This is a genomic window from Serratia sp. FS14 (assembly GCF_000695995.1).
In the GTDB taxonomy this organism is placed as follows: domain Bacteria; phylum Pseudomonadota; class Gammaproteobacteria; order Enterobacterales; family Enterobacteriaceae; genus Serratia; species Serratia nematodiphila.
Genome location: NZ_CP005927.1, coordinates 5078724 through 5097367, shown reverse-complemented (window position 1 = coordinate 5097367; position 18644 = coordinate 5078724). Strand labels below are relative to the sequence as shown.

At 59.5% G+C, this 18644-nt stretch carries 20 protein-coding genes; 8 read left to right on the top strand and 12 right to left on the bottom strand.

The window, feature by feature from the left end; all coding sequences use genetic code 11:
- Nucleotides 1–78 precede the first annotated feature (78 nt).
- From nrdR to pgpA, 6 genes are all read left to right on the top strand, one after another.
- Entirely contained in the window at nt 79–528 is a 450-nt protein-coding gene (gene nrdR, locus L085_RS23370) for a transcriptional regulator NrdR (protein WP_004940387.1), read from the top strand.
- A 10-nt stretch (nt 529–538) separates the two neighbouring features.
- Nucleotides 539–1648 carry a bifunctional diaminohydroxyphosphoribosylaminopyrimidine deaminase/5-amino-6-(5-phosphoribosylamino)uracil reductase RibD gene (gene ribD, locus L085_RS23365; RefSeq protein ID WP_021504683.1) on the top strand — a complete coding sequence of 370 codons (1110 nt, stop codon included), beginning with the start codon at nt 539–541 and terminating at the stop codon, nt 1646–1648.
- A 107-nt stretch (nt 1649–1755) separates the two neighbouring features.
- On the top strand, nt 1756–2226 hold the full coding sequence (ribE, locus tag L085_RS23360; protein WP_004940385.1) for a 6,7-dimethyl-8-ribityllumazine synthase: 471 nt from the start codon (nt 1756–1758) through the stop codon (nt 2224–2226).
- 20 nt (nt 2227–2246) lie between these two features.
- Nucleotides 2247–2663 (top strand): transcription antitermination factor NusB, encoded by a 417-nt coding sequence (gene nusB, locus L085_RS23355; protein WP_004940384.1) that lies wholly within the window; start codon nt 2247–2249, stop codon nt 2661–2663.
- Between the two features lie 51 nt (nt 2664–2714).
- A complete protein-coding gene (gene thiL / locus L085_RS23350) occupies nt 2715–3707 on the top strand; it encodes a thiamine-phosphate kinase (RefSeq protein ID WP_044031838.1) in 993 nt (330 codons plus the stop codon).
- Entirely contained in the window at nt 3700–4194 is a 495-nt protein-coding gene (gene pgpA / locus L085_RS23345) for a phosphatidylglycerophosphatase A (protein ID WP_033634010.1), read from the top strand. Before thiL ends, pgpA begins: the two co-directional genes overlap by 8 nt.
- A 32-nt stretch (nt 4195–4226) precedes the next feature.
- Here pgpA and L085_RS23340 read toward each other — a convergent pair whose 3' ends face one another.
- From L085_RS23340 to xseB, 4 genes are all read right to left on the bottom strand, one after another.
- Nucleotides 4227–5201 (bottom strand): aldo/keto reductase, encoded by a 975-nt coding sequence (locus L085_RS23340; RefSeq protein WP_044031837.1) that lies wholly within the window; start codon nt 5199–5201, stop codon nt 4227–4229.
- 107 nt (nt 5202–5308) lie between these two features.
- Nucleotides 5309–7174 (bottom strand): 1-deoxy-D-xylulose-5-phosphate synthase, encoded by a 1866-nt coding sequence (gene dxs, locus L085_RS23335; RefSeq protein ID WP_033642060.1) that lies wholly within the window; start codon nt 7172–7174, stop codon nt 5309–5311.
- A 34-nt stretch (nt 7175–7208) separates the two neighbouring features.
- Complete coding sequence (gene ispA / locus L085_RS23330) at nt 7209–8129, bottom strand: (2E,6E)-farnesyl diphosphate synthase (RefSeq protein WP_033651083.1); 921 nt, start codon at nt 8127–8129, stop codon at nt 7209–7211.
- Between the two features lie 5 nt (nt 8130–8134).
- Nucleotides 8135–8398 carry an exodeoxyribonuclease VII small subunit gene (xseB, locus tag L085_RS23325; RefSeq protein ID WP_033642062.1) on the bottom strand — a complete coding sequence of 88 codons (264 nt, stop codon included), beginning with the start codon at nt 8396–8398 and terminating at the stop codon, nt 8135–8137.
- A 160-nt stretch (nt 8399–8558) separates the two neighbouring features.
- Between xseB and thiI the strand changes: the two genes are divergently transcribed.
- On the top strand, nt 8559–10007 hold the full coding sequence (gene thiI, locus L085_RS23320; RefSeq protein WP_033642063.1) for a tRNA uracil 4-sulfurtransferase ThiI: 1449 nt from the start codon (nt 8559–8561) through the stop codon (nt 10005–10007).
- 66 nt (nt 10008–10073) lie between these two features.
- Here the strand turns inward: thiI and yajL are convergent, their stop codons facing one another.
- Both yajL and panE read right to left on the bottom strand, forming a co-directional pair.
- Nucleotides 10074–10664 (bottom strand): protein deglycase YajL, encoded by a 591-nt coding sequence (yajL, locus tag L085_RS23315; protein WP_044031836.1) that lies wholly within the window; start codon nt 10662–10664, stop codon nt 10074–10076.
- A complete protein-coding gene (gene panE / locus L085_RS23310) occupies nt 10627–11538 on the bottom strand; it encodes a 2-dehydropantoate 2-reductase (RefSeq protein WP_044031835.1) in 912 nt (303 codons plus the stop codon). The genes yajL and panE overlap by 38 nt, the downstream gene beginning before the upstream one ends.
- A gap of 182 nt (nt 11539–11720) precedes the next feature.
- Between panE and L085_RS23305 the strand changes: the two genes are divergently transcribed.
- A complete protein-coding gene (locus L085_RS23305) occupies nt 11721–12212 on the top strand; it encodes a YajQ family cyclic di-GMP-binding protein (RefSeq protein ID WP_004940373.1) in 492 nt (163 codons plus the stop codon).
- A 34-nt stretch (nt 12213–12246) separates the two neighbouring features.
- Here the strand turns inward: L085_RS23305 and L085_RS23300 are convergent, their stop codons facing one another.
- The 6 genes from L085_RS23300 to cyoA form a co-directional block, all read right to left on the bottom strand.
- Nucleotides 12247–13611 (bottom strand): MFS transporter, encoded by a 1365-nt coding sequence (locus L085_RS23300; RefSeq protein WP_028128216.1) that lies wholly within the window; start codon nt 13609–13611, stop codon nt 12247–12249.
- Nucleotides 13612–13810: 199 nt separating this feature from the next.
- Nucleotides 13811–14701 (bottom strand): heme o synthase, encoded by an 891-nt coding sequence (cyoE, locus tag L085_RS23295; protein WP_015376842.1) that lies wholly within the window; start codon nt 14699–14701, stop codon nt 13811–13813.
- A gap of 17 nt (nt 14702–14718) precedes the next feature.
- Nucleotides 14719–15057, bottom strand: a complete 339-nt coding sequence (locus L085_RS23290) for a cytochrome o ubiquinol oxidase subunit IV (protein ID WP_004940369.1) — start codon at nt 15055–15057, stop codon at nt 14719–14721.
- Nucleotides 15057–15671, bottom strand: coding sequence for a cytochrome o ubiquinol oxidase subunit III (locus tag L085_RS23285; RefSeq protein WP_004940367.1), 615 nt, complete (start codon nt 15669–15671; stop codon nt 15057–15059). The genes L085_RS23290 and L085_RS23285 overlap by 1 nt, the downstream gene beginning before the upstream one ends.
- Entirely contained in the window at nt 15661–17652 is a 1992-nt protein-coding gene (gene cyoB, locus L085_RS23280; protein WP_004940366.1) for a cytochrome o ubiquinol oxidase subunit I, read from the bottom strand. Before cyoB ends, L085_RS23285 begins: the two co-directional genes overlap by 11 nt.
- 3 nt (nt 17653–17655) lie before the next feature.
- On the bottom strand, nt 17656–18606 hold the full coding sequence (cyoA, locus tag L085_RS23275; protein WP_004940365.1) for a cytochrome o ubiquinol oxidase subunit II: 951 nt from the start codon (nt 18604–18606) through the stop codon (nt 17656–17658).
- Between the last annotated feature and the right edge of the window lie 38 nt (nt 18607–18644).

The following is an 18644-nucleotide window of genomic DNA, read 5'->3' as shown; positions in this document are numbered from 1 at the left end:
AATGGCCGCCGCCCTTTGTTGTGGCTGCACTTCGGGGTAAACTGCATTTATCTATAAAAACGTTTATCAGGACGTGTTATGCATTGCCCTTTCTGCGCCGCCGTTGATACCAAAGTCATTGATTCCCGCCTGGTGGGGGACGGTTCGCAAGTGCGCCGCCGCCGCCAGTGTCTGGTGTGCAATGAACGCTTCACCACCTTCGAGGTGGCCGAGTTGGTGATGCCGCGAGTGATTAAAAGCGATGAGGTGCGCGAGCCGTTCAACGAAGACAAGCTGCGTCGCGGCATGCTGAAAGCGCTGGAGAAGCGCCCGGTCAGCTCGGACGACGTGGAAAACGCCCTTAACCATATCAAATCCCAACTGCGCGCCACCGGCGAACGCGAAGTGCCGACCAAACTGGTGGGTAACCTGGTGATGGACGCGTTGAAAAAGCTGGATAAGGTGGCCTACATTCGCTTTGCGTCGGTGTACCGCAGCTTCGAGGACGTGCGCGAGTTCGGCGAAGAGATTGCCCGCCTGCAAGACTAAAGGATCTTTCATGCATCACGACGAATTTTACATGGCGCGCGCCTTCGAACTGGCGCGCCTGGGGCGTTTCACCACCGCGCCCAATCCGAACGTCGGCTGCGTTATCGTGCGCGACGGCGAAATTGTCGGTGAAGGCTATCACTTGCGCGCCGGCGAGCCGCACGCGGAAGTGCACGCGCTGCGTATGGCGGGCGACAAGGCGCGTGGCGCCACCGCCTATGTCACGCTCGAGCCGTGCAGCCATCACGGCCGCACGCCGCCCTGCGCCGATGCGCTGGTGGCCGCCGGCGTAACGCGAGTGGTCGCGGCGATGCAAGATCCCAATCCGCAGGTGGCGGGGCGCGGGCTGTACAAGCTGCAGCAGGCCGGCGTCGAGGTGCGTCATGGCCTGATGCTGGCCGAAGCCGAAGCGGTCAACCTGGGCTTCCTCAAACGCATGCGCACCGGTTTCCCCTACGTGCAACTGAAGCTGGGCGCGTCGCTGGACGGGCGCACGGCGATGGCCTCCGGCGAGAGCCAGTGGATCACCTCACCCGAAGCGCGTCAGGACGTGCAGCGCCTGCGCGCGCAGAGCGCCGCGATTCTCAGCACCAGCGCCACCGTGCTGGCGGACGATCCGTCGCTGACGGTGCGTTGGGATGAGTTGGATGCCGAGACCCAGCGCCTCTATCCGCGCGAAAATCTGCGTCAGCCGCTGCGCATCCTGCTCGACAGCCAAAACCGCATTACCCCGCAGCACCGCGTGGTGCAGCAGCCGGGCGCCACCTGGCTGGCGCGCCTGCAGGCGGATGAACAGGCCTGGCCGCAAGACGTTGAGCAGTTTATCTGCCCGGCGCACGGCGGCGGCGTCGATCTGGTGGTGATGATGATGCTGTTGGCCAAGCGCCAGGTGAATTCAATCTGGGTGGAGGCGGGCGCATCGCTGGCCGGCGCGCTGCTGCAGGCCGGCCTGGTGGATGAGCTCATTTTGTACATCGCGCCGAAACTGTTGGGCGATAATGGCCGTGGCCTGTGCCACCTGCCGGGCCTGGAGCGGTTGGCCGACGCGCCGGAATTCGTCTTTAGCGACGTGCGCCAGGTCGGCCCCGATTTGCGTTTGCGCCTGCGGGCGAAACACTGAATCTCGCGCCTGCGCGCCGGTTTTACAAAAGCGCCGCGCAGGCGATGAAAGAATATGATAGAATCCGCCCCCCTGCGGGGTATTGAACCCATTTTTAAGGAAAGCCCATGAAAGTTATCGAAGGTGTTGTTGCTACTCCAAATGCCCGTGTGGCGATCGCAATTGCACGTTTTAACAATTTCATCAACGACAGCCTGCTGGAAGGCGCCATCGACGCGCTGAAACGCATTGGTCAGGTTGCTGACGACAACATCACCGTTGTCTGGGTCCCGGGCGCTTACGAGCTGCCGTTGACGGCGAGCGTATTGGCCAAAACCGGCAAATACGACGCGGTTATCGCGCTGGGCACCGTTATCCGTGGGGGCACCGCGCACTTCGAATATGTGGCGGGCGAAGCCAGCTCCGGCATCGGCAACGTTGCGATGAATGCCGAAATCCCGGTTGCCTTTGGCGTGCTGACCACCGAAAGCATCGAACAGGCGATCGAACGCGCCGGCACCAAAGCGGGCAACAAAGGCGCTGAAGCTGCGCTGACCGCACTTGAAATGATTAATGTTATCAAAGCTATTAAAGCCTGAATTTAGTTAAGGGGAATTCCGTGAAACCTGCTGCTCGTCGCCGTGCTCGTGAGTGCGCTGTTCAAGCGCTTTACTCTTGGCAGTTGTCTAAAAACGACCTTGCCGATGTTGAACACCAGTTCCTGACGGAGCAGGATGTCAAAGATGTTGACGTCGCCTATTTTCGCGAGTTGCTGTCCGGCGCGGCAGTGAATGCAGGTATGCTGGACGAACTGATGGCGCCATACCTGTCGCGTCAGCTCGAAGAGCTGGGCCAGGTGGAGCGCGCAGTGCTGCGCGTCGCGCTGTTTGAACTGAAAATGCGCGAGGATGTCCCTTACAAGGTGGCGATCAACGAAGCGATCGAACTGGCGAAAACCTTCGGCGCGGAAGACAGCCACAAGTTTGTGAACGGGGTGCTGGATAAAGTGGCGCCAACCCTTCGCAAGAAAAAGTAAAACATTAAGGCCGGTATCCCCGGCCTTAATTTCTTCTCGTGGAATATCGATATGGCATGCGGCGAATTTGACCTCATTGCCCGCTATTTTGACCGGTTTAAGCGCGTGCGCCGGGATGTACAGTTGGGCATTGGAGATGACTGCGCACTGCTGGCAGTGCCGGAAAAACAGCTGGTGGCCGTCAGTACCGATACGTTGGTGGCGGGCGTGCACTTCTTGCCGGACATCGATCCGGCCGATCTCGGTTACAAGGCGCTGGCGGTCAATCTGAGCGATCTGGCGGCGATGGGCGCCGATCCGGCGTGGCTCTCGCTGGCCCTGACCCTGCCGGAGGTGAACGAGCCCTGGCTGAAGGCCTTCAGCGACAGCCTGTTTGATCAGCTCAACTATTACGGCATGCAGCTGATCGGCGGTGATACCACGCGCGGCCCGCTGAGCATGACCTTGACCATTCAGGGGCTGATCCCGGCCGGCCGGGCGCTGACCCGCAGCGGTGCGCGCATCGGCGACTGGATCTACGTGACCGGCACGCTGGGCGACAGCGCCGCCGGTCTGGCGATCCTGCAGGAGCGTCTGGCGGTGACGGATACGGCGGCGCGCGATTACCTGATCGCTCGCCATCTGCGCCCGCAGCCGCGGGTGTTGCAGGGGCAGGCGCTGCGTGACCTGGCCAGCTCGGCGATCGACATCTCCGACGGCCTGATCTCCGATCTGAAACACATCCTGAAGGCCAGCGACTGCGGGGCACGCATCGTGCTGGACGAGCTGCCGATGTCGCAGGAGCTGAGCAGCCACGCGGATGCCGAGCAGGCGCTGCGTTGGGCGCTGGCGGGCGGCGAAGATTACGAGCTGTGCTTCACCGTGCCGGAAATCAACCGCGGCGCGTTGGAAGTGGCGCTGAGCCACCTCGGCGCCGACTACACCTGCATCGGCCAAATTGGTCCGCTGTCTGAAGGCATTCGCTATTACCGCAACGACGAGGCGGTGGTGCTGGACTGGGCCGGGTTCGATCATTTCAACGCGGAGCCGGGCACCCATGGATGAAGCCAAGCGTCGGCTGCGGATGAGCAATCCGTGGCACCTGCTGGCCACCGGTTTCGGCAGCGGTTTGTCGCCGGTGATGCCGGGCACCATGGGATCGCTGGCGGCGATCCCGTTCTGGCTGCTGCTGATCCAACTGCCGTGGCAGCTCTACTCGCTGACGGTGATGTTCAGCATTTGCATCGGCGTCTATATTTGCCACCGCACGGCAAAAGACATGAAGGTGCACGATCACGGCAGCATCGTCTGGGATGAGTTTGTCGGCATGTGGATCACGCTAATGGCGCTGCCGGTCAACGATTGGCGCTGGGTCGCCGCCGGTTTCGTCATCTTCCGCATTCTGGATATGTGGAAGCCGTGGCCGATCCGCTGGTTTGACCGCAACGTGCATGGCGGCATGGGCATCATGGTCGACGATATCATCGCCGGCGTGCTGTCTGCGGGCATCATCTACCTGATTGGGCACCACTGGCCGATCGGGCTGTTCTGACAGCCGGGCGCGGTTCTTCGCGCCCGCTTCTCTTATTCAAACCCCGTTGCCCGATGCGGCACGTAAGCCGTTTCCAACTCCGCCACCTCTTGCGGCGACAAACTCAAATCGACCGCGGCAATGGCGTCGTCCAACTGCTCGCTGCGTGACGCGCCAACGATCGGCGCGCTGACCGCCGGCTTGTTCAGCAGCCAGGCCAGCGCGATCTGCGCGCGTGGCACGCCGCGTTCCTCCGCGAGGCTGGCGACGCGCTCGGCGATAATGGCGTCGATGCCTTCGGTTTCATCGTACAGGCTCTTGCCGAACTGGTCCGAGACCAGGCGGGCGGTGGTTTCGCCCCAGGGGCGGGTCAGGCGGCCGCGCGCCAGCGGGCTCCACGGCAGCACGGCGATGCCTTCGGCGGCGCACAGCGGGTGCATCTCGCGCTCTTCTTCGCGCTGGATCAGGTTGTATTGATCCTGCATGCTGACGAAGCGCGTCCAGCCGTGCAGATCGGCGGTATACAGCGCCTTGGCGAACTGCCAGGCGTACATGGAAGAGGCGCCGATGTAACGCGCCTTACCGGCTTTCACCACGTCGTGCAGCGCTTCCAGCGTCTCTTCCAGCGGCGTTTCGTAATCCCAGCGATGGATTTGCAGCAAATCGACATAGTCGGTGCCGAGACGGCGCAGGCTGTCGTCGATGGACTGCATGATCTTGGCGCGCGACAAACCGCGCTCCAGGTTGCTCAGCGGGAAATAGACCTTGGTGGCGATCACCACCTCCTCGCGGCGTGCATAGTCGCGCAGCGCCCGGCCGAGGATCTCCTCGCTGCTGCCGTCGGAATAGCTGTTGGCGGTGTCGAAAAAGTTGATGCCGGCTTCCAGCGCCTGTTTCAACAGTGGGCGGCTACTTTCTTCCGGCAGCGTCCAGGCGTGATTGCCGCGGCTCGGTTCGCCGTAGGTCATGCAACCCAGGCAGATGCGCGAGACGTTCAGATCGGTGTTACCCAGTTTGAGATACTTCATGCTTGCCTCCCATTCACAGCTCAGACAGTAACTGTAGCGCGGATCCCGGAGGGCGGAAATGAAAACGCCCCCGAAGGCGGAGGCGTTTTATCAGGCGCGAGTGGCGATTACTGCGCCAGCCAGGTTTCGATTTGGCGCTGAATGCCGGCGGCGTCCAGCCCCAGATCGGCACGCAGTTCTTCCTGGGTGCCCTGCGAGACGAAGCTGTCCGGCAGGCCGAGGTTCAGCACCGGCACCGGACGGCGTTTGGCCATCAGCAGTTCGTTGACGCCGCTGCCGGCGCCGCCCATGATGGCGTTCTCTTCCAGCGTGACCAGCGTTTCATGGCTGGCGGCCAGTTCGAGCACCAGCTGCTCGTCCAGCGGTTTGACGAAGCGCATGTCGACCAGCGTGGCGTTGAGCGCTTCCGCCGCCGCTGCGGCCTCCGGCAGCAGGGTGCCGAAGTTGAGAATGGCGATCTTTTCCCCCTGGCGGCGCACCACGCCTTTGCCGATCGGCAGCAGGCTGAGCGGCTCCAGCGCAGCGCCGGTGCCGGTGCCGCGCGGATAGCGCACGGCGCTCGGGCCGTCGTTATAGTGATAGCCGGTATACAGCATCTGGCGGCATTCGTTTTCGTCGCTCGGCGTCATGATCACCATGGTCGGGATGCAGCGCATGAACGACAGATCGAACGCCCCCTGATGGGTTTGGCCGTCGGCGCCGACGATGCCGCCGCGATCGATGGCGAACATCACCGGCAGGTTTTGGATCGCCACGTCATGGATCAGCTGATCGTAGGCGCGTTGCAGGAAGGTGGAATAGATCGCCACCACCGGCTTGTAGCCGCCGATCGCCAGCCCGGCGGCGAAGGTGACCGCGTGCTGCTCGGCGATCGCCACATCGAAATATTGCTGCGGATAGTCGCGAGAGAATTGCACCATGCCGGAGCCTTCGCGCATCGCCGGCGTGATCGCCATCAGTGAGCTGTCTTTGGCGGCGGTTTCACACAGCCAGTCGCCGAAGATTTTCGAATAGGTCGGCAGACCGCCGGCGCTTTTCGGCAGCGTGCCGCTGGCGGGATCGAACTTCGGCACCGCGTGGAAGCTGATCGGATCCTTCTCCGCTGGCGCGTAACCGCGGCCTTTCTTGGTCATGATGTGCAACAGCTGCGGGCCTTTCAGATCGCGCATGTTTTTCAACGTGGCGACCAGGCCCTGTACGTCGTGCCCGTCTACCGGGCCGATGTAGTTGAAGCCCAGCTCTTCGAACAGCGTACCCGGCACCACCATGCCTTTCAGGTGCTCTTCGGTGCGTTTCACCAGCTCCTTGATCGGCGGCACGCCGGCCAGCACTTTCTTGCCGCCTTCGCGCAGGGTGGAGTAAAGCTTGCCGGACAGCAGCTGCGCCAGATGGTTGTTCAGCGCGCCGACGTTTTCCGAGATCGACATCTCGTTGTCGTTCAGCACCACCAGCATGTCCGGGTTGATGTCGCCGGCGTGGTTCATCGCTTCGAACGCCATGCCGGCGGTGATGGCGCCGTCGCCGATCACGCACACCGTGCGGCGGCCTTTGCCTTCACGCTCTGCCGCCACCGCCATGCCGAGGCCGGCGCTGATAGAGGTTGACGAATGGCCGACCGACAGCACGTCGTATTCGCTTTCGGCGCGCCACGGGAAGGGGTGCAAGCCGTTCTTTTGCCGGATAGTGGCGATCCGGTCGCGGCGGCCGGTCAGGATTTTGTGCGGGTAGGCCTGGTGGCCGACGTCCCACACCAGATGATCGAACGGCGTGTTGTAGACGAAATGCAACGCCACCGTCAGTTCGACGGTACCCAGCCCGGAGGCAAAGTGGCCGCTGGAGCGACTGACGCTGTTCAGCAGATATTGCCGCAGCTCATCGCACAGCTTCGGCAAGCTCTCTTTGGGCAGTGAGCGGAGTTCCTCGGGGTTTTCCGCTAGCGCCAGGGTTGGGTATTTGGCTATATCAAGACTCATTCGATACTCATATCAGAGGAGTTAACGTCACACGTTAATTGTCGCGTTCAATAATGAAGCTGGCTAACGCTCGCAATGGCGCTGTGTTGTAAGATTGCGCTGCCAAAGTATCTAATGCAGCTAATGCTTCCTGATAGAGATCCCACGCTTTTGCTTTCGCGCTGTCAAGCCCGAGTAACGCCGGGTAGGTACTCTTTCCGTGTTGTTGGTCCGCTCCCTGGCGCTTGCCGATCTTTTCAGTCTCGCCGACAACGTCCAAAATGTCATCCTGCACCTGGAACGCCAGGCCGACCGCGGCGGCGTAACGATCCAGCTGCGGCAGCGCTGCTCGTCCTGCTTCGCCGGCGCTCAGCGCGCCCAGACGCACCGCGGCGCGGATCAGCGCACCGGTTTTGTGGCGGTGGATCTGCTCCAGCGCCTGCAGATCGACGCGCTTGCCTTCGGCTTCCAGATCCAGCGATTGGCCGCCGCACATGCCGGCGACGCCGCTGGCTGCCGCCAGTTCCGAGACCATCGCCAGCCGATCGCGCAGCGCCACGTCGGGCATCTCGGCATCGGCCAGGATCGAAAACGCCAGCGTTTGCAGCGCATCGCCGGCCAGGATCGCGTTGGCTTCGCCGAATTTAATGTGGCAGGTCGGCTGGCCGCGGCGCAGATCGTCGTCGTCCATCGCCGGCAGATCGTCGTGGATCAGCGAGTAGGCGTGAATGCATTCCACCGCCGCCGCCGGCGCGTCCAGGTTGGTCAGCGATACGCCGAACATCTGGCCGGTGGTGTACACCAGGAACGGGCGCAGGCGCTTGCCGCCCAGTAAGGCGCCATGACGCATCGCCGCCACCATGTTGCCGTCGTTGAACGGCAGCGGGGCGATGAAATCCAGCAGCGCGCGATCGGCGCGCCGGCGGAAAATCTGCAGTTGATCGGCAAAAGCGGCCGATGGGACGATCTCAGACATGTCGGTTACTCGGTATCCGGTGTGAAAGGCGCCAACGCCGCGTCGTCGGCGCTGTCGTTAAGGAGGATCTGCACACGCTGTTCCGCCTGTTGCAGTTTCTGCTGGCCTTGACGCGCCAGCTGCACGCCGCGTTCGAATTCGTTCAGCGCGTCTTCCAGCGGCAGTTCGCCTGATTCCAGACGCGTCACGATGCTTTCGAGCTCGCCGAGGGCGCTTTCAAAGCTGGCTGTTTGCTCTGTACTGGCTGATTGTGCTGGTTTTTTCGGCATAATTTTCTTTTTACGTCATCATGTGAACCGTGGCGCCAGAGCCTATCCTAGCGGATCTTGATTAGCAAATCATGGCGCTCATGTGTGGTTTTGTGCGCAGAGCACGGCGATATGGTGATATACTCCGCGCCGTAATTCTTATCTGACAACAAAGACCGCCATGAAGTTTATCATTAAATTGTTCCCGGAAATCACCATCAAGAGCCAATCTGTGCGCTTGCGCTTTATCAAGATTCTCTCGACCAATATTCGCAACGTCCTGAAGCAGTATGATGAAACGCTGGCGGTCGTCCGTCACTGGGATCATATCGAAGTTCGCGCCAAAGATGAAAACCAGCGGCCGGTTATCGCCGACGCGCTGACGCGGATTCCCGGCATCCACCATATTCTGGAAGTGGAAGATCGCGCTTATACCGATATCCACCACATCTTCGAGCAGACGCTGGAAGCCTACCGCGCCCAGCTGGAAGGCAAAACCTTCTGCGTGCGCGTCAAGCGCCGCGGCAAGCAGGCGTTCAACTCGCAGGACGTGGAGCGCTACGTCGGCGGCGGTCTGAACCAGCATATCGACAGCGCGCGCGTTAACCTGACCCGCCCGCAGGTCACGGTAAACCTCGAGATCGAAGACGACAAGCTGATGCTGGTTAAACGCCGCCTCGAAGGCATTGGCGGTTACCCGGTCGGCACTCAGGAAGACGTGATGTCGCTGATTTCCGGCGGTTTCGACTCGGGCGTGTCCAGCTATATGCTGATGCGCCGCGGCTGCCGCGTGCACTTCTGCTTCTTCAACCTGGGCGGCGCCGCGCATGAGATTGGCGTGAAGCAGGTGGCGCACTACCTGTGGAACCGCTTCGCCAGCTCGCACAAGGTGCGCTTCGTCGCCATCGACTTCGAACCGGTGGTGGGCGAGATCCTGGAGAAAGTCGACGACGGCCAGATGGGCGTGGTGCTCAAGCGCATGATGGTGCGCGCCGCTTCGCAAGTGGCCGAACGCTACGGCGTGCAGGCGCTGGTAACCGGTGAAGCGCTGGGGCAGGTGTCCAGCCAGACGCTGACCAACCTGCGCTTGATCGACAATGCGTCCGATACGCTGATCCTGCGTCCGCTGATCTCGCACGATAAAGAGCACATCATCAAACTGGCGCGTGAAATCGGCACCGAGGACTTCGCCAAAACCATGCCGGAATACTGCGGCGTGATTTCGAAGAGCCCGACGGTAAAAGCCGTCAAGGCCAAGATTGAAGAGGAAGAAAGCCACTTCGATTTCAGCATCCTCGATCGGGTGGTGAGCGAGGCGAAGAACGTCGATATTCGCTCCATCGCCGAGCAGGCGCAGGAGCAGGTGACAGAAGTGGAAACCGTCGCGGCCTTCGGCGCCGACGAGGTGATCCTGGATATCCGTTCCAACGACGAGCAGGAAGAGAAGCCGTTGCAGCTGGAACAGGTTGAAGTGAAAGCGCTGCCGTTCTACAAGCTGAGCACCCAGTTCGGCGATCTGGATCAGAGCAAAACCTATCTGCTGTACTGCGAGCGCGGCGTAATGAGCCGCCTGCAGGCGCTGTACCTGCTGGAGCAGGGCTTCAGCAACGTGAAGGTTTATCGCCCGTAACGCGGGCAGCGGCGTAAACGAGAGGGGCTGAACCGGTGTTCAGCCCTTTTTTTATCGGCAAGCCGCTCAGTCGCGGAAATCGTACATCCCGGGGATCAGCACCAGCTGCGCGGCGATCTCCGCCGCTTTGGCCTTGCCGAGCAGCAGATCGATCAGCTTCAGCGCGAACTCCATCGCGGTGCCCGGCCCCTGGCTGGTGAGCAGCTTGACGCGCGCGTCGTACACCACGCGGCGTTCCATCCATTTATCCGCCGGTATCTGGTCTTTCAGGCCCGGGAAGCCGGTCATGTTGCCGACCGGGAACAGATCGTGGTGCTGCAGCACCAGCGCCGGCGCCGCACAGATGGCGGCGACGATGTGGCCCTGCAGATGCATCTGCCGCACTTTTTCCACCAGCAGCGGACTGTCGCGGAAGCATTCCGCCCCCTGCAGGCCGCCGGGCAGCACGATGGCGTCGAAAGGCTCATCGACGATCGCCACCAGCGGCGCGTCGGCCAGCAGCTTGACGCCGCGCGAACAAACGATAGTCAGCTCGCCGTCACCGGCGACGCTGGCGGTAGTGACTTTAACGCCCGCCCGCACCAGCAGATCGATGGTGGTGACGGCTTCGGTTTCTTCGCTACCAGGTGCCAGGCAAACCAGCGCCGATACGCTCATATTCATTTTCCTTTCGTTTAATCAATTCAAACAGCCGCGCATTCTCCGGCAGCGTGAGGCCGTGACTGCGCGCACGGCGCAGCAGGTAGCCGGTGATGTAGTCGATCTCGGTATGCCGCTGGCTGCGGATATCCTGCAGCATCGACGAAACGTTGTCGGCGGTGCTGTGGATCACGTCCATCACGTATTGCATCAGACCTTCGCAGGAGGTGTGGTAACCCTCCATGGCCATCACGCTGGCGACTTCACGACACAGCGCTTCGATCTGCTCCGGGTAGCGCTGCAGATCGCCGTTGCGGCAGCCGTACAGCGCCGTCAGCGGGTTGATCACGCAGTTGACCGCCAGCTTGCGCCAGTTGGCCGAGGCGATGTTGTTGTGCCAGGCGACGTCGGGCAGCGCCTGATGCAGCACTTCCGCCAGGTGGCTGAGATGCTGGGCGGCCGGTGAGGTGGGACCGATGTGGGTGATGCCGGTGGCGACGTGAATAATGGTGCTGCCTTCGTGGCGCGCGGCGTGGGTGGTGGTGCCCTGCAGGATGGGCTGGCCGTTTTGCGGCAGCTCCTCCTGGGTACCCATGCCGTTATGCAACAGCAAAATGGCGCACTGAGGGTTCAGCTTCGGCAGCAGCGCACTGACCGCGCTGGAGACCTGCCAGGCTTTCAGCGTCACCAGCAGCAGCTCGCTCTGCGCGAGGTGCTCAGGATCGTTGGTGGGCAAATTGCGATTAAACGAGACGCCTTCCGGCTCTATCACGTTCACGGCGCAAAAAGGCTGCGGCACTCTTAGCCATCCCTGTACATCGTGGCCCTGCTGATACAGCCGGGAGAGCCACAGTTGTCCGAGCGCGCCGCAACCAAGAATGGTTATTTTCATTCAGTCTCCTTGGAAACACGGGAATACCGCTCAATTACCGTGATCTAACTATAGGCTTTATGGCAGCCTGAAGCGCTATCCCTGCGTGCGTTCAGCAGATTTTGTCTGAGGCGGCAAAGCGGTTATCATGCTCGGCATCAAAATCGCCTAAGCTATTAGGCACTCATTCAGGAGGAAGAAGTATGCCATCTTTCGACATCGTTTCCGAAATTGATATGCAGGAAGTGCGTAACGCCGTTGAGAACGCCACCCGCGATCTCGGCACCCGCTGGGATTTTCGCAACGTGCCGGCCAGCTTTGAGCTAAACGAGAAAAACCAAAGCATCAAGGTTGCCACCGAGTCTGATTTCCAGGTGCAGCAGCTGCTCGACATTCTGCGCGAAAAGCTGAGCAAGCGCAGCATCGACGGCGCCGCGCTGGAGATCCCGGAAGAGTTTACCCACAGCGGTAAAACCTACAGCGTGGAAGCCAAGCTGAAGCAGGGGATTGAAACCTCTGTAGCGAAGAAAATCGTCAAGCTGATCAAAGACAGCAAGCTGAAGGTGCAGGCGCAGATCCAGGGCGAAGAAGTGCGGGTGACCGGCAAGTCACGCGACGATTTGCAGAGCGTGATGGCGCTGGTGCGCGGCGGCGATCTGGGCCAGCCGTTCCAGTTCAAGAACTTCCGCGATTAATCTCGACGGGGCCGGTATTGCCGGCCCCGATTCTTTACAGCGAATTGACCAGCGCTTCCAACTGACCGCGATTGGTCTGCTTGGTATCCACCTTGACGTAGGCGCTGCGCTCTTCCGGTACCACGATCGCCTCGGCCACGCCGGGCTGCGCCTTCAGGCGGCTTTCCAGCGCCGAATCCTTCACCGCCAGTTCCGACAGCGTAATGCGCAGGCTGCTGACATACGGCGGCTCTTTCATGGTGCTGCTGACCAGGAACCAAACGGCGGCCAATACCGCGCCGGCGATAAACACCAGGCCTGCCCCCTGCAAACCGTACAGCCAGCCGCCGAGGCTGCCGCCGATCGCTACGCCGATAAACTGGCTGGTGGAGTAGACCCCCATCGCGGTGCCCTTATAGCCGGCCGGTGATTCTTTGCTGATCAGCGAAGGCAGAATGGCTTCCATCACGTTGAAGGCCATGAAGAACAGCTGCACGCCGGCGATGATGCCCCACAGGTGTGCGCCGGAGAGCCACAGCAGCACTTCGGCGCAAAACAGCACCGCCACGCAGCCCATAAACACCTGCTTCATGCGGCGATATTTTTCGGCATAGATGATGAAAGGCACCACGGCGGCGAACGACACCAGCATGGTCACCAGGTAGACGATCCAGTGTTCGCTGGCCGCCAGCCCGGCTTTCTCCATCGCCAGCGGCAGCGCCACGAAGCTCGACATCAGCAGGATATGCAGACACATGATGCCGAAGTTGAGCTTCAGCAGGCGCGAGTTGCTCAGCACTTTGCGGAAACTGCCGCGCACGATGCTGGACTCGCGGTTCAGCAGATGGGTATCGGCGGAAGGCACTACCGCCAGGGTGATGACGATGCCGGCCAGCGCCAGCACGGCGATCATCCAGAACAGCGCGTGCAGGCCGAAGGCGTGAGTGATTATGGGGCCCAGAACCATGGCGATGGCGAAGGTGATGCCGAAGCTGACGCCGATGAACGCCATCGCTTTGGTGCGGTTCTGCTCGCGGGTCAGATCGGAGAGCAGCGCCATTACTGCGGCGGCGATCGCGCCGGAGCCCTGCAACGCGCGGCCGAGGATCACGCCCCAGATAGAGTCAGTGACGGCGGCGATCACGCTGCCGAGGGCAAAGATCAGCAGGCCGCCGACGATCAGCGGCTTACGGCCGATGCGATCGGACACCAGGCCGAACGGGATCTGAAACACCGCCTGCGCCAGGCCGTAGATGCCGATGGCGATGCCGATCAGCGCTTCGCTGGCGCCGTTGAGCGCCATGCCGTAGGTGGTCAGCACCGGCAATACCATAAACATGCCGAGCATGCGCAGGGAAAATACGGTGCCCAATCCCCAGGTGGCGCGACGCTCCTGCGGGGTCATTGAATTATCGTTCACATCAAACCTCGGTAAAAACCATGCCATCAGACGTTGAGACAGCGCCTGATGGCATGATTTCTGTAAAGCTGCGTCATTTTAGTGTGCGGGGCAGGGGGGGGTAAATCGAATGTTGTTTAACAGATATTACAGTTTGGCCGCTTTTCGGCGTGACAAATAAAATGGGCCGCAAAAGCGGCCCATTCACAGATGATTTGGCTTACCAAACGTAGGTCACCAGCGCTTCAGGCGCCGCCGTGGCGCTGAAGTCGATCGACATCATCACGCTCAGCGAGGTGATGGCGACGATGGAGAACACGAACAGTTTGCGCGCCCAGACGCTGTCGTTTTCGGTTTTATAACCGCGCAGCGCCATGCCCAGCCACCATACGCTCACCGCCGCAGCGACGATCAGGTATTTGTAGCCGGCGTAGCCCACCAGGGTCAGCATCAGCGTGGCGATCATAAATGCCAGGATGTAGACCGTGATGTGGTTCTTGGCGACGGAAATGCCTTTCACCACCGGCAGCACCGGAATGTTGGCCGCCTGGTAATCTTTAAAGCGGAAGATAGCGATCGCATAAGAATGCGGCATCTGCCACAGGCTAAAGATAGCCAGCAGGATCAACGCGCCGGCGTCGAACTCGTTGGTCACCGCGCAGTAGCCGATAACCGGCGGCGCGGCGCCCGACAAGCTGCCGATCAGCGTGCCGTAGACCGAATGGCGTTTCATGTACAGGCTGTAAACGCCGACATAAACCACGAAGCCCATCACCGCCAGCCACATGGCCAGCGGGTTGGCCGCGATATACAGCAACGCGAAGCCCGCAATACCCAACACGGTCGCATAAACCAGGGTGACACTCGGCGCGATCAGGCCTTTTACCAGCACCCGATTCTTCGTTCTCTCCATTTTCTTGTCGATATCGCGGTCGATGTAGTTGTTAAACACACAGCCCGACGCGACCACCAACGAGACACCCACCAGGGTGGCGAGAAACAGGGGATAGTCGATGCTCCCTTTGGAAGCGAGCAGGAATCCCCCAACGACAGAAATTAAATTGCCGAAAATAATTCCTGGTTTAGTGACTTGCAGGTATTGCTTAATCATCACGTGCAGCTCAGCTCTTAATCGACCATCATATTGATGTTGAGGTTGTACATAATCCAGAGTGAACCTACAACAACGATACCGATGATCATAGCGGTGAACAGCAATGCCACCAGGTTCCAGCGCTCTTCCGATGAGGTGTTCATGTGCAGGAAGTAAACCAGGTGAACAATCACCTGGATAACCGCCATACCGACAACAACCGCCAGGATGGTGGAATGAGAGGCAGTGCCGTTCATTACCATCGCAAATGGAATTACCGTCAGGATGATCGACAGGATAAAGCCGATCAGGTATGACTTCACGCTGCCGTGGCTTGCGCCGCCGTGAGAGGTTTCATGGGATGAATGGCTCATTACATAACCCCCAGCAGGTAGACAACGGTAAATACGCAGATCCAGACCACGTCCAGGAAGTGCCAGAACAGGCTCAGGCACATCAGGCGGGTTTTGTTGGTCGCGGTCAGGCCGAACTTGCTCACCTGAATCATCAGCACGATGATCCAAATCAGGCCGGAAGTCACGTGCAGACCGTGGGTGCCGACCAGCGCGAAGAAGCTGGACAGGAACGCGCTGCGATCCGGCCCGAAGCCTTCGGCGATCAGGTGATGGAATTCATAGATTTCCATCGCCACGAAGCCCAGACCAAACAGGAAGGTCAGGAACAACCAGGTGTTTACACCGCCAACTTTACCCTTGTTCATGGCGATCATCGCCATGCCGTAGGTGATGGAGCTGAACAACAGCAGGAAAGTTTCGACCAGGACAAACTTCAGGTCGAAGATGTCTTTGCCTGAGGGACCGCCAGCGGTCCCGTTCACCAGGACTGCATAAGTCGCGAACAAGCTCGCAAACAAAATACAGTCGCTCATCAGGTAGATCCAGAATCCGAAGACTTTGGTCTCTCCCGCGTCGTGGTGCCCATGCTCTGCATGGGCTGCGTTATGATTGGTCAGAGTTTCAGTTGACATGGTTCACGCCTGCTTTACGGATTTGTTCGTAGTGTTGGTTCTCAATGCGCTCGATTTCATCAACCTGCACATAGTAGTCAACATCGTGATCGAAGCTCTTGCCGATCCAGACAACGATCATACCGATGAAGCCGGCCAGAGCCATCCACCAGATTTCCCAAATCATTGCGAAACCGAATACCAGGCTGAAGAAGGCGATGATAACGCCGGCACCGGTGTTCTTAGGCATATGAATCGGTTCGTATTTAGCCGGTTTCTTATAGGCTTCACCTTTTTCTTTCATGTCCCAGAATTCATCACGGTCATGAATCTGCGGCACTACGGCAAAGTTATAGAACGGCGGTGGAGACGAGGTTGACCACTCCAGAGTACGAGCACCCCATGGGTCACCGGTCAGATCGCGGTTCTGTTCGCGGTCACGGATACTGACGAAGATCTGGGTCAGCTGGCACAGGATGCCGCAGGCGATCAGCGCCGCACCGCCGGCTGCAACCAGCAGCAGAGGGTGGAACTCAGGGTTGATGTTCTGGCTGATACGACGGGTCATGCCCATAAAGCCCAATGCGTACAGCGGCATAAAGGCGGTGAAGAAGCCGATGATCCAGAACCAGAACGCGCGGATGCCCCATTTTTCGTTCAGCGTGAAGCCGAAGGATTTCGGGAACCAGTAGGTCAGGCCCGCGAAGCAACCGAACACCACGCCGCCGATGATGACGTTGTGGAAGTGCGCGATCAGGAACAGGCTGTTGTGCAGCACGAAGTTCGCGCCCGGAACCGCCAGCAGAACGCCGGTCATACCACCCACGGAGAAGGTGATGATGAAGCCAACGGTCCACAGCATTGCGGAGTTGAGCTTGATGCGGCCCTGATACATGGTGAACAGCCAGTTGAAGATTTTCACCCCGGTCGGGATGGAAATGATCATGGTGGCGATACCGAAGAAGGCGTTAACGTTCGCGCCGGACCCCATGGTGAAGAAGTGGTGCAGCCAGACGATGAACGACAGAACGGTGATCGCGATGGTTGCCCATACCAGTGAGGTATAGCCGAACAGGCGTTTTCTGGAGAAGGTCGCGGTGACTTCGGAGAACACGCCGAACACCGGCAGAACCAGGATATACACCTCTGGGTGACCCCAGGCCCAAATCAGGTTGATGTACATCATCATGTTGCCGCCCATATCATTGGTGAAGAAATGGGTGCCCAGATAGCGATCCAGGGTCAGCAGCGCGATGGTGACGGTCAGAATTGGGAAAGAAACGATGATCAGGACGTTGGTACACAGCGCCGCCCAGGTGAACACCGGCATCTTCATCATAGGCATGCCAGGGGCACGCATCTTCAGAATGGTGGCGAAGAAGTTCACGCCGGTCAGCAGGGTACCCAGACCGGAAATCTGCAGACTCCAGATCCAGTAATCGACCCCGACGCCAGGACTGTACTCTTTACCCGACAGCGGCGGATACGCCAGCCAACCGGTCTGAGCGAACTCACCGACCCCCAGGGAGATGTTGATCAGCACCACGCCCACCACGAAGAACCAGAAGCTCAGGGAGTTCAGGAACGGGAAGGCGACGTCGCGCGCACCGATTTGCAGCGGCACCACAACGTTCATCAGGCCAACCACGAAAGGCATCGCCATGAAGAAGATCATGATGACGCCGTGCGCGGTGAAGATCTGGTCGTAGTGGTGCGGCGGCAGGAACCCGGCTTCGCCGGCGGACGCCAACGCCTGCTGGCTACGCATCATGATGGCGTCGGCAAAGCCGCGCAGCAGCATGACCATCGCCACGATGATGTACATGATACCAATTTTTTTATGGTCGACCGAAGTCAGCCATTCGCTCCACAGCCACTTCCATTTACCGAAATACGTCAGCAGCGCCAGCACTGCCAGGCCCCCGACAATAATTGCGGCTACGGTGACCATGATGATCGGTTCGTGGTACGGAACCGCATCAAGTGTTAATTTTCCCAACATCAGTTATTCCTCGGCTCCGGCGTGAGCAGCATGTTCACCCATGTCCATACCTTGGCTCATGTCCATGCCTTCGTGCGCGCCAGCGCCCTTGTGCATATCCATGTCGCCCATGAATTTGGCAATTGTTTCTTTGAACAAATTCGGTTTGACAGCGGCAAAGTACTCAACCGGGTTGTTTTCACTCGGCTCTGCCAGTTTGTTAAAGTCGTCGGTGGTGTTCAGGTTTTTAGACGATGCCTTCACCTTGGCCACCCACTGATCGAAGTCGCCTTCGGTCGGGGTAACGATCGCGGTGAATTTCATACCGGAGAAGCCTGCGCCGCTGTAGCTGCTGGAGATGCCTTTGTAGGCACCGGCTTCGTTGCCGATCAGGTGCAGTTTGGTCTGCATCCCGGCCATCGCATAAATCTGTCCACCCAACTGCGGGATAAAGAACGAGTTCATTACCGAGTTAGAGGTGATCTTGAATTCGACTGGAACATCTTTCGGGAAAGCCAGCTCATTAACGGTCGCAATGCCTTGTTCCGGGTAGATGAACAGCCATTTCCAGTCGAGCGACACCACTTCGATCGTCATCGGCTTCTTGTCGGTGACAATCGGCTTGAACGGATCGAGTTCGTGGGTGGTCTTCCAGGTAATGGTGCCAAGGATGGCGATGATAATGATAGGAATGGTCCAGACGACCGCTTCGATCTTGTTGGAGTGGGCCCAGTTCGGACTGTACTTGGCGTCTTTGTTGGAAGCGCGATACTTCCAGGCAAAGGCGAACGCCATGAAGATAACTGGCACCACCACGATCAACATCAATGCGATTGCAGTGATAATCAGTGTCCGTTGCTCAACACCAATTGCTCCTTTGGGATTCATCAAAACCATATCGCAGCCACTGAGCAATACAGTGCCTGCGATTAATGACAGCATCCCAATACTTTTATTGTATTTCTTAAGTCTCATCTAACGACCTCAATAACAAAGGCTCAATTGTCGTTTCA

Excerpts from the sequence above, each read along its gene's own strand:
- nrdR (WP_004940387.1), top strand. The coding sequence starts at position 79 with ATGCATTGCCCTTTCTGCGCCGCCGTTGATACCAAAGTCATTGATTCC.
- ribD (WP_021504683.1), top strand. The coding sequence starts at position 539 with ATGCATCACGACGAATTTTACATGGCGCGCGCCTTCGAACTGGCGCGC.
- ribE (WP_004940385.1), top strand. The coding sequence starts at position 1,756 with ATGAAAGTTATCGAAGGTGTTGTTGCTACTCCAAATGCCCGTGTGGCG.
- thiL (WP_044031838.1), top strand. The coding sequence starts at position 2,715 with ATGGCATGCGGCGAATTTGACCTCATTGCCCGCTATTTTGACCGGTTT.
- pgpA (WP_033634010.1), top strand. The coding sequence starts at position 3,700 with ATGGATGAAGCCAAGCGTCGGCTGCGGATGAGCAATCCGTGGCACCTG.
- L085_RS23340 (WP_044031837.1), bottom strand. The coding sequence starts at position 5,201 with ATGAAGTATCTCAAACTGGGTAACACCGATCTGAACGTCTCGCGCATC.
- dxs (WP_033642060.1), bottom strand. The coding sequence starts at position 7,174 with ATGAGTCTTGATATAGCCAAATACCCAACCCTGGCGCTAGCGGAAAAC.
- ispA (WP_033651083.1), bottom strand. The coding sequence starts at position 8,129 with ATGTCTGAGATCGTCCCATCGGCCGCTTTTGCCGATCAACTGCAGATT.
- xseB (WP_033642062.1), bottom strand. The coding sequence starts at position 8,398 with ATGCCGAAAAAACCAGCACAATCAGCCAGTACAGAGCAAACAGCCAGC.
- thiI (WP_033642063.1), top strand. The coding sequence starts at position 8,559 with ATGAAGTTTATCATTAAATTGTTCCCGGAAATCACCATCAAGAGCCAA.
- yajL (WP_044031836.1), bottom strand. The coding sequence starts at position 10,664 with ATGAGCGTATCGGCGCTGGTTTGCCTGGCACCTGGTAGCGAAGAAACC.
- panE (WP_044031835.1), bottom strand. The coding sequence starts at position 11,538 with ATGAAAATAACCATTCTTGGTTGCGGCGCGCTCGGACAACTGTGGCTC.
- L085_RS23305 (WP_004940373.1), top strand. The coding sequence starts at position 11,721 with ATGCCATCTTTCGACATCGTTTCCGAAATTGATATGCAGGAAGTGCGT.
- cyoE (WP_015376842.1), bottom strand. The coding sequence starts at position 14,701 with ATGATTAAGCAATACCTGCAAGTCACTAAACCAGGAATTATTTTCGGC.
- L085_RS23290 (WP_004940369.1), bottom strand. The coding sequence starts at position 15,057 with ATGAGCCATTCATCCCATGAAACCTCTCACGGCGGCGCAAGCCACGGC.
- L085_RS23285 (WP_004940367.1), bottom strand. The coding sequence starts at position 15,671 with ATGTCAACTGAAACTCTGACCAATCATAACGCAGCCCATGCAGAGCAT.
- cyoB (WP_004940366.1), bottom strand. The coding sequence starts at position 17,652 with ATGTTGGGAAAATTAACACTTGATGCGGTTCCGTACCACGAACCGATC.
- cyoA (WP_004940365.1), bottom strand. The coding sequence starts at position 18,606 with ATGAGACTTAAGAAATACAATAAAAGTATTGGGATGCTGTCATTAATC.